The 14,465-nt window shown below is 45.4% G+C and carries 10 protein-coding genes; 6 read left to right on the top strand and 4 right to left on the bottom strand.

All coding sequences use genetic code 11. The annotated features are described in order from the left end of the window. Window positions 1–446: 446 nt before the first annotated feature. Window positions 447–566, top strand: a complete 120-nt coding sequence (locus DVG78_RS30690; RefSeq protein ID WP_374755739.1) for a hypothetical protein — start codon at window positions 447–449, stop codon at window positions 564–566. Here the strand turns inward: DVG78_RS30690 and DVG78_RS28170 are convergent. Further along, on the bottom strand, window positions 557–769 hold the full coding sequence (locus DVG78_RS28170) for a WCX domain-containing protein (protein WP_114464352.1): 213 nt from the start codon (window positions 767–769) through the stop codon (window positions 557–559). The two genes, DVG78_RS30690 and DVG78_RS28170, sit on opposite strands and share 10 nt — an antisense overlap. Window positions 770–1,159: 390 nt before the next feature. Between DVG78_RS28170 and DVG78_RS28165 the strand changes: the two genes are divergently transcribed. Then, complete coding sequence (locus tag DVG78_RS28165; RefSeq protein WP_229598338.1) at window positions 1,160–2,575, top strand: glycosyltransferase; 1,416 nt, start codon at window positions 1,160–1,162, stop codon at window positions 2,573–2,575. Further along, window positions 2,572–4,749 (top strand): family 1 glycosylhydrolase, encoded by a 2,178-nt coding sequence (locus tag DVG78_RS28160; protein ID WP_114464351.1) that lies wholly within the window; start codon window positions 2,572–2,574, stop codon window positions 4,747–4,749. Before DVG78_RS28165 ends, DVG78_RS28160 begins: the two co-directional genes overlap by 4 nt. Before the next feature lie 123 nt (window positions 4,750–4,872). Here DVG78_RS28160 and DVG78_RS30140 read toward each other — a convergent pair whose 3' ends face one another. The 3 genes from DVG78_RS30140 to DVG78_RS28150 form a co-directional block, all read right to left on the bottom strand. Further along, on the bottom strand, window positions 4,873–5,013 hold the full coding sequence (locus DVG78_RS30140) for a hypothetical protein (protein ID WP_158550132.1): 141 nt from the start codon (window positions 5,011–5,013) through the stop codon (window positions 4,873–4,875). 48 nt (window positions 5,014–5,061) lie between these two features. After that, window positions 5,062–5,826, bottom strand: a complete 765-nt coding sequence (locus DVG78_RS28155; protein WP_114464350.1) for a carboxypeptidase-like regulatory domain-containing protein — start codon at window positions 5,824–5,826, stop codon at window positions 5,062–5,064. A gap of 345 nt (window positions 5,827–6,171) precedes the next feature. Continuing rightward, window positions 6,172–6,735 carry a hypothetical protein gene (locus DVG78_RS28150; protein ID WP_147277195.1) on the bottom strand — a complete coding sequence of 188 codons (564 nt, stop codon included), beginning with the start codon at window positions 6,733–6,735 and terminating at the stop codon, window positions 6,172–6,174. A 775-nt stretch (window positions 6,736–7,510) separates the two neighbouring features. Between DVG78_RS28150 and DVG78_RS28145 the strand changes: the two genes are divergently transcribed. The 3 genes from DVG78_RS28145 to DVG78_RS28135 all read left to right on the top strand — a co-directional run bounded on the left by DVG78_RS28145 (window position 7,511) and on the right by DVG78_RS28135 (window position 14,410). Next, window positions 7,511–10,777, top strand: coding sequence for an ATP-binding protein (locus tag DVG78_RS28145; RefSeq protein WP_114464348.1), 3,267 nt, complete (start codon window positions 7,511–7,513; stop codon window positions 10,775–10,777). Window positions 10,778–11,336: 559 nt separating this feature from the next. Continuing rightward, window positions 11,337–12,635, top strand: a complete 1,299-nt coding sequence (locus tag DVG78_RS28140) for a hypothetical protein (protein ID WP_114464347.1) — start codon at window positions 11,337–11,339, stop codon at window positions 12,633–12,635. Between the two features lie 23 nt (window positions 12,636–12,658). Further along, window positions 12,659–14,410 (top strand): T9SS type A sorting domain-containing protein, encoded by a 1,752-nt coding sequence (locus tag DVG78_RS28135; RefSeq protein ID WP_114464346.1) that lies wholly within the window; start codon window positions 12,659–12,661, stop codon window positions 14,408–14,410. The last annotated feature ends 55 nt before the right edge of the window (window positions 14,411–14,465 follow it).

Raw genomic sequence — 14,465 nt, 5'->3', positions numbered from 1 at the left:
GTTGGAAAAACTATTACGATCCTTCTAAACGGAAAGAGAAAAAATAGATTAAATTCGGACTAAGAAGAAAACGGTAAACATATTTCAGGATTAACTAAAAACGGTCAACTAATTTTAGGACAATACACACAGTTTTGCAAGTACAAGAAAACGCGGGTTTATTAGTACTTTTTTACCATGCCATTCCCCACTTCGCAAAACACCCCAAAACTGACCGTTTTAGTCAATAAAACTTGTATATCAATCAAAGTATAAATAATAGTAAAGATAGTTGACTAAACCTATACAAATGCTTATCGGTTATGCTCGGGTCTCGACGGCAGCGGCCGACCGTCAAAGACTAAAATTTAGAATCACCCTGCGATGACATCACCAAAGCGAGTTGCGAAATGAGCTTTTAGGAAAAAGCCTCGGGTATCAAAGCCGACCGACCTGAATTGGAAAAGATGATGAGTCAACTACGCAAAGGCGAGGTGGTCTGTATTTACAAATTGGACAGAGTTATTCTTGCACCACATTTACACAAAATGATACCCTTATCGTTTTCAAGGGATAATCAGTGTTGATACTTTTTTAAAGCAGCTTCATGAAACTCCTTCATTTCTCTGACTAATCGCTCAGGGGCTAACACACAAACTCCAGCACCCAAACGGGCCAATTCATACACTATTTCTTTGTTGATAATCAAATGCAGTTTTACCCGAAATTCGTGTTCATTATCTATCAGTACATCTTCCAGTGGAATTGAAATTCCTGCTGAAAGCGCCACATCCCCATAATCTGACGCCCTTTCCTGAAAGCAAAATCATCAACCCCTAAACACTTAACCACAGACTGCTCCAATGGTGGTGTCTTACGGCTAATGCGTAAGAGAGTAGAGGAACTCACTGGCTGACTGATTAAATGACAAAGTCGGGCTGATGGTAGTGCCCCAGTTTGTCAAGCAATTATTTAAAGTTGTTGTTCCAAACGGTTAATACGCCAGGTATAAGGCTCAAAAATCGATTTTCGGTTTGAATCATTTTAGCTTTGGCAAAGTGAATTTTTAGCGGTTTTATCCATCGTATTTTTAACTACTTATCCCCGAAAGGTAGTCACAAAAACTCAGAATGCTCAACGTTCCCAAACAGCGAAATAGTAGAAGATTAAATATGTACAATTGGCAAAAAAATGGGGTACTCTTACCCCATCGGGAATTGAATGTCCCAATAATAGGCAGCAACTATTCCAGCAAATGGTGGTATTGTTCTTTTATGAGCCTACAGAAACAATTTTCAGTTTTACCCCGACTTTACCCCGATTGTCGGCCTTAACAGCTTATGAATTAAATTATGTCACACCATTATTAAGCATTATTATGGAGCAATTATTAACAGACATTGTATGTTTTTCTCACTTGCGATGGAATTTTGTCTACCAAAGACCGCAACATTTGTTGAGTCGATTTGCGCATGATTCGCGCGTTTTTTTTATTGAAGAACCCATTTTATACGAAGGTATTGATAAAATCGAGCTTAGTTCACCTCAAAAAAATCTTTGGGTTGTTACTCCATTTCTCCACTCCTCTTCCACTGCCTGTATATTGGAAAGACAAAAAAAATTATTAACAGTATTGTTTTATCAAAAATCAATCAAAAATTATCTATTTTGGTACTATACTCCTTTAGCGCTGGACGTCAGCGACATTTTTCGGCCGCGTCTTATCGTCTATGATTGTATGGATGAATTATCGGCCTTTAAGTTTGCACCCATCGAATTGAAACAAAAAGAGAGAGCGCTTTTTGCGAAGGCCGATATCGTTTTTACGGGAGGGGTAAGCATTTTTGAAGCTAAAAAAAAGGTCCATGAAGCCGTTTATTGTTTTCCCAGTAGTATTGACAAAGCCCACTTCTACCAAGCGCGAAAATACAGTAAAGAACCTGCCGATCAATTGCTAATCCCTCATCCCCGCATCGGTTTTTATGGGGTTGTAGACGAACGATTTGACATAGAGCTGCTGAAGAACGTGGCTCAAATGCGCCCGCAATGGCATTTTATTATTATTGGTCCTATTGTCAAAATTGATTCAACCAGTCTGCCGCAGGAGGATAATATCCATTATTTAGGCAGCAAAAAATATGAAGAATTACCGCTTTATTTAGCGGGTTGGGACCTAGCTACCTGCCTATTTGCCCGCAATGAATCAACACGTTACATTAGTCCTACCAAAACCCCTGAATATCTGGCGGGAGGCAAACCAGTCATTTCAACGCCCATAAAAGATATAGTGGATACGTACGGAAAAAATGACTTAGTGCACATTGTCGAAACCCCAGAGGAATTTATCGAATGTACAGAAAAAGAGCTGGCAATAACTGATAAGCAACATTGGTTGCAAAGAGTGGATGCCTTTCTCCATGATAATTCTTGGGATGCTACATGGGCAAGTATGGCCGCTTTGGTACGCCATCGGTTGAAAACAAAAAAAGATACGGCACCAAAACATGAAAACCTTAAGGCTATTTTGCAGACCCATGGTTTGTCTGACATAAGCACGGATATCGGTAGGCCTATGTTCAAAGAAAATAGTGTATGACTTCTGAAAATATTCAAAGTTTCGAGCCAGATATCTGGGCTGGTATGGAATGTAGTTATAACCGGGTAGGAGATATATTTATTGATCAATTATCCCAAAGTCAACATTATGAACGGTTAGACGACATTGAGCACTTTGCTCGCTTAGGTATAAAAGCCTTGCATTATCCGTTACTTTGGGAACGTTATCAGCCCCAACTAGCATCTCTCATCCAGTGGGATTGGGCAGCATCACAACTAAACAAGTTGCGTTCTCTTTCCATATTGCCAATAGTTGGACTGCTTCATCACGGGAGCGGTCCTTCTTTTACTCATTTATTAGATGATGGTTTTGCCGAAGGGCTGAGTGCTTTTGCGAAACAAGTCGCTAATGAGTTTCCTTGGCTTACCCATTATAAACCCATCAATGAGCCATTAACGACGGCGCGTTTTGCAGGTTTGTACGGACTTTGGCACCCCCATGCCAAAAATGATGTAGTCTTTGCCAAGATATTACTGAATCAATTAAAAGGCATCGTCCTTTCAATGCAAGAAATCAGGAAAATTAACCCCGACGCAAAATTGATTCAAACCGAAGATTTAGCCAAAACCTACAGTACCCCTTCGTTACAATATCAAGCCGATTTTGAAAATCAACGGCGGTGGTTGACCTATGATTTTCTAATGGGCAATTTTGATCGTCATCATCCCTTGTGGAGTTATTTTTTTGATTTAGGTATCCCTGAAAAAATGCTTTTATTTTTTTCAGACAACCCATGTCCCCCAGATTTATTAGGTGTAAATCACTATGTTACCTCAGAACGCTATCTTGACGACAATCTTTCTTTATATCCCTCTCATCTTCATGGCGGCAACAGCAAAGAAGCTTACTCTGACATTGAAGCGGTTAGAATTAATCATGGTCAACCTTCGGGTTTAAAAATATTGCTTAAAGAACTTCATCAACGTTATCCCATCGACATTGCCTTAACGGAGGTTCATCTGCACTGTACCCGAGAAGAACAACTGCGGTGGTTGAAACACGTTTGGGACATCTGTGTAGCATTAAATCAGGAGAAAGTGACCGTAAAAGCACTTACCGTATGGTCACTGCTAGGTGCATACGGGTGGGACAAATTGCTTACTCAACCTAATGGTGAATACGAATCTGGTATTTATGATTTGCGCTCGCCAGCGCCCCGGCAAACCGCTTTGGCGCACTATGTAAAGGCATTGAGCACGGGCACTCCCTATTATCATCCCTTGTTACAACAAAAGGGATGGTGGCAAAAGCAAAGCCGATTTATTCACCCGCCGTTGCCTAAAAGTATAGACGGACCAGTGGAGGTGTCTTCGCCTCCCTTATTGCTATTAGTGGATAATGGTTCTTTGAGCCGGGCATTTGAAGTGAGTTGCCATCAGCGGGGAATCAAGTACCAGGTGCTCAACCATCAGTTAAGGAATGATGGAGTCGGTAGTAGCTTAGAGGAAGCTGTTCTTCTCTATAAGCCTTGGGCCATTGTAAATGCTACCGATTATACAAAAAGGATGAATAATGAGCAGAAAGTTGGGAATAGCATGATGCATCAGGTAAAGGAGATGAGACAGTTAATCGCTATTTGTGAAAAATACAACATAAAGCCACTTACACTATCCTCGGTATTGGTATTTGATGGTACCAAGAACAGCCCCTATTTGGAGAGTGATGATGTGAAGCCGCAAAGCTTCTTCGGAAAAAACATGGTTGAAATTGAGGAAATGGCGGTGGGGGGTCATTGTCAAGCATTAATCATTCGCCGTGGATTTTGCTTCAGCCCTTGGGAATCACTGGATTTGGGTGACGGTAGTTCAAGTTATTTGGAAAATCATTATTCCTTTTTTGATTCAGCGCATACGATTATTTCTCCTACTTACACCCCAGATTTGGTAAATATGGCACTCGATTTATTAATTGATAATGAAAGTGGTATTTGGCATTTGAGCAATCGGGGAGAAATGAAATGTTCCGACTTTGTTCGAGAAATAAATCGTCGGAAGGGCACTGTTATCCAACAAAAAACTCTTTTGCCACCAAAAAGAGTCACGCCCTTACCTTACCGCCCGCTTTACTATGCTTTAAGTAGCGAAAAGGGGAATTTCCTTCCAGTTATCGACAATGCATTAGATCGATATTTTGCTGAAGCGAGTTTTAAATAAAATGGCCTTAGACCCTTACACCACCAAAAAGGTAAACTTAGTCGCTCACGGCATTATCTCTTTTGGCTTTTACCCGTTGCGGTGCGGATAGCGGCAATTTCTCGTGGGTTGTACGCGATTGTGTCAATCATGACTAGGGGTGACAATCCAAAAAGAGCCTGCTTCGTAAAGACATGGACTGTGGCTCCGAAGAAACTGATAAATGGATTGAGGATGAGCTAAGGCTTCAGGGGTGAGCTGAAACGAAACGTTGGTCTTTTCCATTAAGATTTTTTTTACATGTAGACAACTAAGAAAACGAGATAGACTAGATTATTCGCCATATTCTATTATCATGCAGTTAGAACAAAACCAGGGGGATTTCTCTCCGTAAAAATCCAGCGTAACCGAACCATCGGCAGAAAATGCCCCGTTTTTATTTCGGACCAAAACGCGGTTACCCGTTGGCTTATGAACTGCCGTTATCTTATAGCGTCCGATTGGTATATCCACTAATTGGCCAAACGTGTCACTACTAGGAGGACCACACCGCCGAGTAAGAATTTTCCCCACAGACCCGTCTACCAAGTTGCCTACTGGAGTCAGTGTAAATTCAATGTTCTCGACATCAAATAGCGAGCTACCAATTACTTTGTCTAGCGTAATGGTACCGCCATAGTAGAGGCCCGGCTCATCTGGATACTCACCAGACAAAACCCACCTAAAATTCCGAACCGCACCATCCTGAGTAAAACCTCCTACTTCTTCTGGTCGTAACCGAAATTTATAGGCTATACCGTTATAGTTTGTCTTAATTTCAGCCGAGGCTGTATAGGTACTGGCTGCTGCAGGTAGCTTTATACTATAAGTACCATCAGCATTGGTAATGCCCACTAGGTTGCTGTTATATAGCCAGTTGTTATCTGCTACAACTTGAACACCCTGTAAAGGTTTGTCCTGATCGTCTAGGACTTTTCCAACTAAGTGGCCTTTCTTGGATGTTGTTGAAGCGGGCTCCTCATCGAAGATCGTACAACTAGAAAATAGTATCTGACACGCAAGGATTATCAGGATGTTAGAGTTGAGTAAGCTTATCATACTACGTTGGGTTAAAATATTTTATCTGTTATTGTTTAGAATAAGTGCTATCTGCCTAAACCTGTATGGTTTGTGCTTGGAAATACCGAGGCTGTAGGAATATTTGTAAGTATTGCAGGTTTCATGAGTGATAATTAAAGTTTGTTTAAATAAGCAATTGTAGATTTTCTGAGACAAAAGAAACTCCTACCTGATGTCCGATAAGGAGCGATTGTCTGAAATGCTACCAACTTTATCGAAAACGAAAAGGAGATACCCCAACTATGTATCGTTTATGGCATACAGTCATGATGGAATACCTCAAGTCGTAATGTATTAGTAATGACACTTGATGATTTCTTCCTTTCAGGCACTAATACAGTTGTCAGTATCCTTTTGTAGTGTTGTTTCACGATATAAAACCAATGCTAATAGAGAACAGCCAACCAATGAGTAAATGCTACTTAGATGTAACCCTAGAGGGGTATCTTGTACGGCAAAAGAAAAAGGCAACCAAAGACCAACGACCAGCGGAACCCAACGTTTCCAGCCACGTAATCGATTGGCACGCAGTACAGCTACACCAACTATTAGCATTAAAATATTGCCTAATGGCCACCCAATATCGAACATCCAGAAAATAAAGGGCTTGTAAGTAGGTGCCATCAATTGCCATAAATTCGAAATATTGGCCAATATTAAAGTGTACACTACCAGCCAAGTGATGTTTCGGCTGTAACGGTTGTTACCAGTCAGCTTGTGCCGTTGAAGAATTACCAGACTAGCCATCCACCCAGTCATATAAATAAGCCCCCAAGCTCCCGTCCACCGAGAGTTTGCGGCGGGTGGATAGTACTCTTCAACGTAAAAGCCTATACATAAAAATGGGGCTGCCAACAAGGCGAATACACACAAGTTTTTAGAAGACATAATTGATTAATGCTAAGGTGTTTGAATGGCTGTAGACTTACAATTTCAAAAGTAAAGCATGGTCAGGTAGGCTTAAAGCTTTATTCTCCCAATTCGCGAAATCATAGGCTCAAATGATAAAATCACTATTTGAAATGTTAAAAGTCAGTTGCTATGCTCCTTTTTCAGCTAACATCAGCGGGATTAAACTGGGAATACTGTACCAAAAAAATAAATATTTTTTAAATCGGTGACGAAACACCTATCTGCGGAGGCTTCACAAATTGACCAGCTTCCAGGTAAGGCGAAAACACAGGGAAGGCCATCTAGACTAGATGAACCGCCAAAAATACAGTTCATATAAAAGTTGTTTGAATCATTGGATTGACATCTATACTTTAAGGCATAATTCATAATGTTGTCTGTATCTAAACAATTGTATGTATTGTGTAAAAAGAAATCATTTATTGATGGTCAATCATGAATAGACGTATACTTGAGTATATGACCAGTAACATAAACCAGAGTGCTAATTCAAACTAGTTAAGGATTGTATAGGCAACCGACGTTTAATTTCTCTGGCCGAACGAATGTTTGGCGTCTTTGCATAATTTATTGAAATATGGTTTGTCGGTTGATAATGCCTAACAAGAACGTCTGCTTCTTTCGCTCAATTTCCAGTTTACTAAGCTGTTAACTTTTTTCTTATCACTAAAACGATGGCGCATTTTCTACAAAAACTTCTTATATTTCAATCAGCAGAGGATTCTCAACACCATGTACCACGCTGATAACCATGACGCTACGCTTTTGGCTATTTCTTTGCGGTCTCTTATCTACGGGAGACACTTTTTTGTGGGCTCAATCTGGTAATACCCAGGAAACCGTAAACCAGCACCTTGAACGGGCTGAAAAACTCACTTCTTCACAGCCCGAAAAAGCGTTAGTTGCCGCAAAAACCGCCCTGACGCTGGCCCAAAAAAACAAACTGACTTTATCAGAAGGAAAAGCATTTCAGCGGCTGGCCCGCATCTATGCCGAACGAGACGACTACGTCAGTGCCCTTAATGCGGCCAAAAACGGGCTTTCTATTTTCCATAAGCTGGGTGAGCAGCGCGACGTCTGCCGCATGTATATGGCAGTGGGCGTCATTAACCGCTACCTGAAACTGTATGATGCTAGTATTGAGGCTAACCTGCAAGCCCTGAAAATCGCAGAAGCCGAGCAGGACACCGCTTTGCTCGGGGCCATCTATGGCAATTTGGGAAACGTGTACTTCGACCAGAAAGACTACGACCGCTCCCTGCAATCTGGCCTGAAGGCCCTGAATATACAAATGGCCCAGAGGGATAGTCAGGCAGTAGGCAATACGTTTCATAACCTAGCGAGAATTTACCGTATTCGCCGGGAGTTCGGTAAAGCCAAGGAGTTTTACAACAAATCGCTCGCCATTGACCTAAAAAAAGGCAATCAATTAAACATCGGCGGCTCTTACCTGGATTTAGCCCTTCTTTACCGGGATATGGGTGATTTTCAGCAAGCCCTGCAGTATACGCAGCGGACACTGGCCATCGCCAACCGAATCAAGTCCAAAAGTCTTCAGCAACAGGCCCTAGCCAACTTACCCCTGATTTATGGTGTGTTGGGGAATCCTGAGAAAGCCGTGATTGCCCTAAAGCAGTACGAAGAACTGAAGGACAGTTTGCAATCAGCGGAGTTGTCCAGGCAGATTGCTGACCTACAAGCCAGCTATCAAGGTGAACAGAAAGACCGTGAACTGAGTTTGCAAAAACTTCGTCTGGAAGCTCAGCAGGCATCATTAAGCCGACAACGTACGCTGATCGTTTCATTAATTGTTTTCGTATTGCTAGGGGCACTGATTGGCTATCTGCTTTTCAATCGGTACAAACTCCGGCAGCGCAACCTTAAGCTTTCGCTGGAAAATGAACAATACCAACTTTCGCAAAGCCTTCAACACCGACAAGACATAGACGAAACAATCCACTACTTCGCCAGCTCGCTTTACGGCAAAAATACGGTGGATGAAATTCTGTGGGATGTGGCTAAAAACTGCATCGCCCGGTTGGGCTTTGTCGATTGCGTGATCTATTTGCTCAATGACGAACAAACTGCCCTGGTCCAAAAAGCCGCTTACGGTAATAAAAATCCAGAAGCCTATTCAATCCTTAACCCACTGGAGATACCTCTTGGAGAAGGCATTGTGGGGAGTGTCGCTCAAACGGGTAAGCCAGAAATCGTAACTGACACCACGCGGGACCCGCGCTACGTCGTGGACGACGAAGTGCGCCTGGCTGAATTAACGGTGCCACTCTTGCTCCAAAATAAAGTAATTGGGGTTATTGACTCAGAACATCCTGAAAAAGGTTTTTTTAAAGAACATCATTTGGAAGCGCTACAAACCATTGCGGCCATCTGTAGCAGCAAAATTGCTCAAGCTATAGCAGATGAGGAGGCTAAAAAAGCCAAAATTCTGCAAATCGAAGCGGAACACATCCGGCAGTTAGACCGGGTCAAATCTCAGTTTTTTGCCAACCTATCCCATGAGTTCAGGACCCCACTTCAGTTAATTCTGGCACCACTCCAGAAAAGGGGAGCCATCAGCCCAGAGGAAACTCATATGATGGAGCGCAACGCCAATCGACTGCTAAGGCTAGTAAATCAACTCCTTGATCTGGCAAAAGCCGAAATGGGTATGCTTAAGCTGAACTACCAATGGGGCAATCTGATTGGCTTCCTTTATCAGACAGCCCGCTACTTTGAGCCGATGGCCGAAGCTAAGAAGATCAGGTATCAGATCCAGCTGCCGACAACTGAACCGTTAATGGCCTACGACAGTGACAAACTCGAAAAAATTGTATATAACTTATTGTCCAATGCTATCAAATTTACACCAGTGGGCGGTCAAGTCACAATACAGGGTGAGTTGGAACCCGAAACTGGTCTCCGGCTGGTCGTTCGCGACTCGGGCATTGGCATTCCCGAATCACACCAAGACCGCATCTTCGACCGCTTCTTTCAAATTGATTCCTCCCAAACACGCGCTTTCGGCGGGAGCGGCCTGGGACTGGCGCTGACCAAAGAACTGGTTGAACTTTACAAAGGATCGATTTATGTGGAGAGTCAGCCAGAATCAGGCAGTACCTTTGTGGTGTTGCTGCCGCTGGCTGTCGATACAACCCAGCACGCAAGCAGAGTGGATAGGGTACCCCACGGCATTGGCATGACTGCGCCCGGCCAGTTGACAGAGCAAGAGCAGACCGACATCAGCGGGGAAGACAAGCCAACACTCCTGTTGGTAGAAGACCACCCAGAACTAAACAATTACCTCCGACAGCAACTCTCCGACCGATTCAGGGTCATGCAGGCCATGCGGGGTGATGAAGGTCTACAAATGGCCCGCTGGTTGGTTCCTGACCTGATTATTTCTGACGTAATGATGCCCGGGATGGACGGTTTTTCAATGACCCGTCACTTAAAAGAAGACGATCTGACCAGTCATATTCCGATTATCCTGTTAACGGCAAAAGACGACATCGATTCCCGGAAGGAAGGGTTTGAGGGTGGGGCTGAACAGTACTTAGCTAAGCCCTTTGCTTTAGATGAGCTGATTGCCCGCATCAACAGCCTGCTCACCCAGCGCAATCTGCTGCGCAAAAAGTACAGCCGGGAAGTAATGTTGCAACCGACAAGCGCACCCGTACGCGACCGGGAGGCCGAGTTTCTGGAAAAAATCATCCGCCTCATCGACGAACACATGACCGATGAGGCTTTCAGTGTAGAAATTCTTCAACGCGAGATGGGTATGAGTCGGATGCAACTGCACCGGAAACTGAAAGCACTGACCGACCAGTCGGCCTCTGATTTTATCCGTTGCATCCGGCTGCAACGGGCCGCCGACCTCCTGCAACAGCCCGGTATCCAGATTGCCGAGGCCGCCTATCTGTCGGGTTTTAACCATCTTTCCTATTTCTCAAAGTGTTTCAAGGACCAATTTGGGATGCTTCCCTCCGAATTTATCAGGCAAAAAGAAATTAATAAGTAAATCCTACAACTACAAACCATTGATAATCAGCTTGTTTTTGTCGAAACTTAGCACATGTTACACCAGTGCTATGATATGGGAGATGAGTGTCAGCCCCTTGGTGTGAACCTGCACTACCTTTACCGCCGTAAAGTATTCGCTGAATTACCTAAAAGCAGTAGGCCTCTCATTAGTAATTAACCAAAAACAAAGCCATGAAAAAGTCTTTTCTTCTTCTTACGCTGATAAGCTTGTTGACGACGCAAGCCTATGCTAAGCTGACAAAATTCGCAAAACTGAAGCACCGAAAGCTACTCTGGAGCAGCAGTTAGCAAACTACATATCGTACACCGACGCGCTCAGGGCTCCCCAAAAGGCGGGCTTTTTTGGCGATTCTGTTTCGAGTCAACTTCCAACCAGAGTAAACCACCTAGTGAAGTGTATCGGACCGTACTGAATACCTGATTCGACCTATAATTTCCTAAAATCCAAACGACGTTTACCCAGAGCAGACCCCCGCTCCGGGTTGGGCAAGCCATGTTTTCAATTCATTAATATTAAACCAATAATTTTCAAAATCATGCGTAAGTATTTCACAAACCTCTTAACAGCAGTGAGCTTTACCAGCCTTCTATTCAGCTCCAATCAACTGCAGGCCCAATGGCAGACTCAAAACGGCAACCTGTACGTCAATCCTCCAGCCAAAGTTGGAATCGGCCTGTCAAATCCTAATCGGAACTTAGACATTCATAGTACGTCAGACACATATCTACGGGTTAGCTCACTGGGAGGGGCTTCTCTTTCCACCCTTACGGCCGGCATCGAACTTCGGCGCACCGTGGCGAACGGTTCGTCTTCGGCAACCTGGTCCATCAACAACGAAAACCACTTCCGCATCCGGCACAACGGTGACCTGCTGTTTGGCCTGGCCCCCGACATGGCCCGAATGGGTATCAACACCGACAACCCAGTTGTGTTTACCATCTACGGAAAAAACGCCGCTAAATCGGGTAGTTATGTGGCCGACGGTGCCCTGCGCCTGCACACCAAAGTGGGCGACAACATTCATATGCTGGCACTGGACGGCAACCAGATCGAAAGCAGCGACCCGCTGTACATCAACAACGATTCGGAACAGAACGTACACATCGCCAACGGTGGGGGTAAGGTAAAAGTGGGTACGACCGACAACGAAGCCCGGTTTAGTATTGCTTCGGAAAGCGATATGCAGCTCAAGCTCATCAACCCTGGTACCGGTGGAGCTGCCTGGCGGATTGGTGTAGCCAACAGCAATTGGAGTGCAGGAGCGGGTAAGCTGGTGTTCTCCAAAACGAACAGTTCAGACGATGCGACGATGGTGATTACCCCCGCTGGGAACGTTGGCATTGGCCTCACAACGCCTTCCAAAACCTTGCAGGTCAACGGAATCACCTCAACCAAAATACTCGAAATCACTGGCGGTTCAGACCTAGCCGAACACTTCGACATCGAAGCTGGCGAAACGCTGCTACCCGGTACGGTGGTCAGTATTGACCCCAATAAACCCGGACAGCTGCGGGTGGCCAGCCAAGCCTATGACAGAACGGTGGCTGGTATTGTGAGTGGAGCGGGCGACGTGCAGCCAGGTATGCTGATGGGGCAGGCGGGTACCCTTGCCAGCGGGCAGCACCCTGTGGCCCTTACGGGACGCGTTTATTGTCGGGTCGATGCACAGTACGGGGCCATCCGGCCAGGCGATTTGCTCACCACTTCGCCTACAACCGGCCACGCCATGAAAGCCACCGACTCTGGGAAAGCCCAGGGAGCTATCCTGGGTAAAGCCATGACCTCGTTGGAAACAGGCAGGGGCTTGGTACTTGTGCTGGTTAGTCTTCAGTAAAATTTCCAAAAAACAGCAAAAAAATGAAAGCAATCAATCTTTTACTCATTGGTCTGGCCTGCCTGTTGAGCGTTTCAGCGGTAGCCCAAAAGCTGCTACCGTACTCGTTCCAGCATCAGGCCGATTCGTCCGACCACAATACACTTCGGTTCCTGACGCAGGTAACGCAGCCAAACACGACCTTTCTTAGGCTGTATTTTGCGGGTACTCAATTGGGCGAAGGCAGCTATCTAGTGCTGGAAGGTGCCGACGGTGCCCGGCAGGAACTCAGAAAACAGGACCTCGATAACTGGCACTACAGCTCGGCCTACTTCAACGGCCAATCGCTCAATGTATCGCTCTTTACCGCTCCCGGCGACCGCAACACGGTGCGCATTTCTGAAGTCAGGGTCACCGACCCGCAGGTCGGACAGGCGGGGAATCCTCGGCGTGGGGCAAAAACAGGCGGTACCACAGTCCAGACAGCAACCTCAACCTCAGCGAACATTACCGAAATGTATCCTTACGCCAAAGCGGTAGGCCGTTTTACCAACGGAATTTCTGCGGGCGGTACTGGCTGGATTGCACCGAATGGGGCCATCGTGACAACCTCTGACATCGGTTATGACGTGATTGAATTCAATGTACCCCCTTCCGTTGGAAACACCATCCAGCACCCATCCCCTCAGGATCAGTATCCTTTAAATTTGGGGAGCGGAGTCAAGGGGTATCATAAGTTTGTCTTCAATGGGGAGAGTTACATAACGAAAGTAGGTTGGGGTGTTTTGGAGGCACTTCCAAATGGTACAGGGCTGCGGCCTGGTGAACGCCAACAGGAATATTTTCGCATCGCTACAAATCCGAGCAATTACATTCTTGACAATCTAGAGGACAAGTCGGTCGACCTGTTCCATTATGGGGTTTTTGATGGCCCTGTGCTGGAAGGCTTCTCAAACTTCAAAAACCTGCAGTTGACGCAAACATCCCTGCAGAAGCAGAACACCTACCTAAAATATGATCTTCCCTATGCAAGCGATGACCGTGACCTGTTCGTGGTGTATTCCATGAATAACTATTCCCTTGCCTATGGCGCTCCTATTACTTATGAGGGTTCAAATGTAGCAATCGGAGTACACTTCAGCAGCAATGACGGAGAAAATCCCGCCATTGGACCTGGTTTCCGGAGCGACGGCTTCCGAAATGGCCTTGCCAGTTTTTTTTCCAACAATTCCGTGTACGTCGACCCCGAAGGCCTTTTCGATCCTGGTACTGGGGAGATTCACAAACCATTCCGTACCGAAAACAAAGCGGCTAGCGATGCCCCAGCTGGGGCACAGGTGTACTTCGCCCGGGGCGATTACTACGGTCCATCCACCTTCAACCGGCCTATGACCCTGCGGGCACCCGTGGGCACGGTCAGGATGGGAGTGCCCTTTTCCTCGGCTCGCAAGGCTGCCGAACCGACCATCTCACCGCAGTTGTTGGCGGAAGGGTCTTCTCCATCATTCGTTCGGGAATCGGCTGAAGACCGCCAGGTACACGCCTACCCCAATCCATTTAAGGAGCAGACCGAAATCAACTACCCGTTTGCGGTGGGAAGGCCCGTATCGGTGCACATATTCAACATGGCCGGCGTGCCTGTCGCTACGTTCACCCCGAATGACACAGCATCGGGTCAAAAAGGGGTGCAATGGAACGGCACTGACCGGCACGGAATGCCAGTACCAGCAGGGTTATATTTAGTGAAGGTAAACTTTGGGAATCAGACCTATACGACCAAAGTTCTGAAAAACTAAGCGGCATAAAGGAGCCGTGCATATCTGGCTCCTTTATGCCTTGCGATGCCAGAAC

This window comes from Runella aurantiaca (assembly GCF_003339505.1).
Classification (GTDB): domain Bacteria; phylum Bacteroidota; class Bacteroidia; order Cytophagales; family Spirosomataceae; genus Runella; species Runella aurantiaca.
This window is presented reverse-complemented; position numbering and strand designations above follow the sequence as displayed.

Excerpts from the sequence above, each read along its gene's own strand:
- DVG78_RS30690 (WP_374755739.1), top strand. The coding sequence starts at position 447 with ATGATGAGTCAACTACGCAAAGGCGAGGTGGTCTGTATTTACAAATTG.
- DVG78_RS28160 (WP_114464351.1), top strand. The coding sequence starts at position 2,572 with ATGACTTCTGAAAATATTCAAAGTTTCGAGCCAGATATCTGGGCTGGT.
- DVG78_RS30140 (WP_158550132.1), bottom strand. The coding sequence starts at position 5,013 with ATGGAAAAGACCAACGTTTCGTTTCAGCTCACCCCTGAAGCCTTAGCT.
- DVG78_RS28155 (WP_114464350.1), bottom strand. The coding sequence starts at position 5,826 with ATGATAAGCTTACTCAACTCTAACATCCTGATAATCCTTGCGTGTCAG.
- DVG78_RS28150 (WP_147277195.1), bottom strand. The coding sequence starts at position 6,735 with ATGTCTTCTAAAAACTTGTGTGTATTCGCCTTGTTGGCAGCCCCATTT.
- DVG78_RS28145 (WP_114464348.1), top strand. The coding sequence starts at position 7,511 with ATGACGCTACGCTTTTGGCTATTTCTTTGCGGTCTCTTATCTACGGGA.
- DVG78_RS28140 (WP_114464347.1), top strand. The coding sequence starts at position 11,337 with ATGCGTAAGTATTTCACAAACCTCTTAACAGCAGTGAGCTTTACCAGC.
- DVG78_RS28135 (WP_114464346.1), top strand. The coding sequence starts at position 12,659 with ATGAAAGCAATCAATCTTTTACTCATTGGTCTGGCCTGCCTGTTGAGC.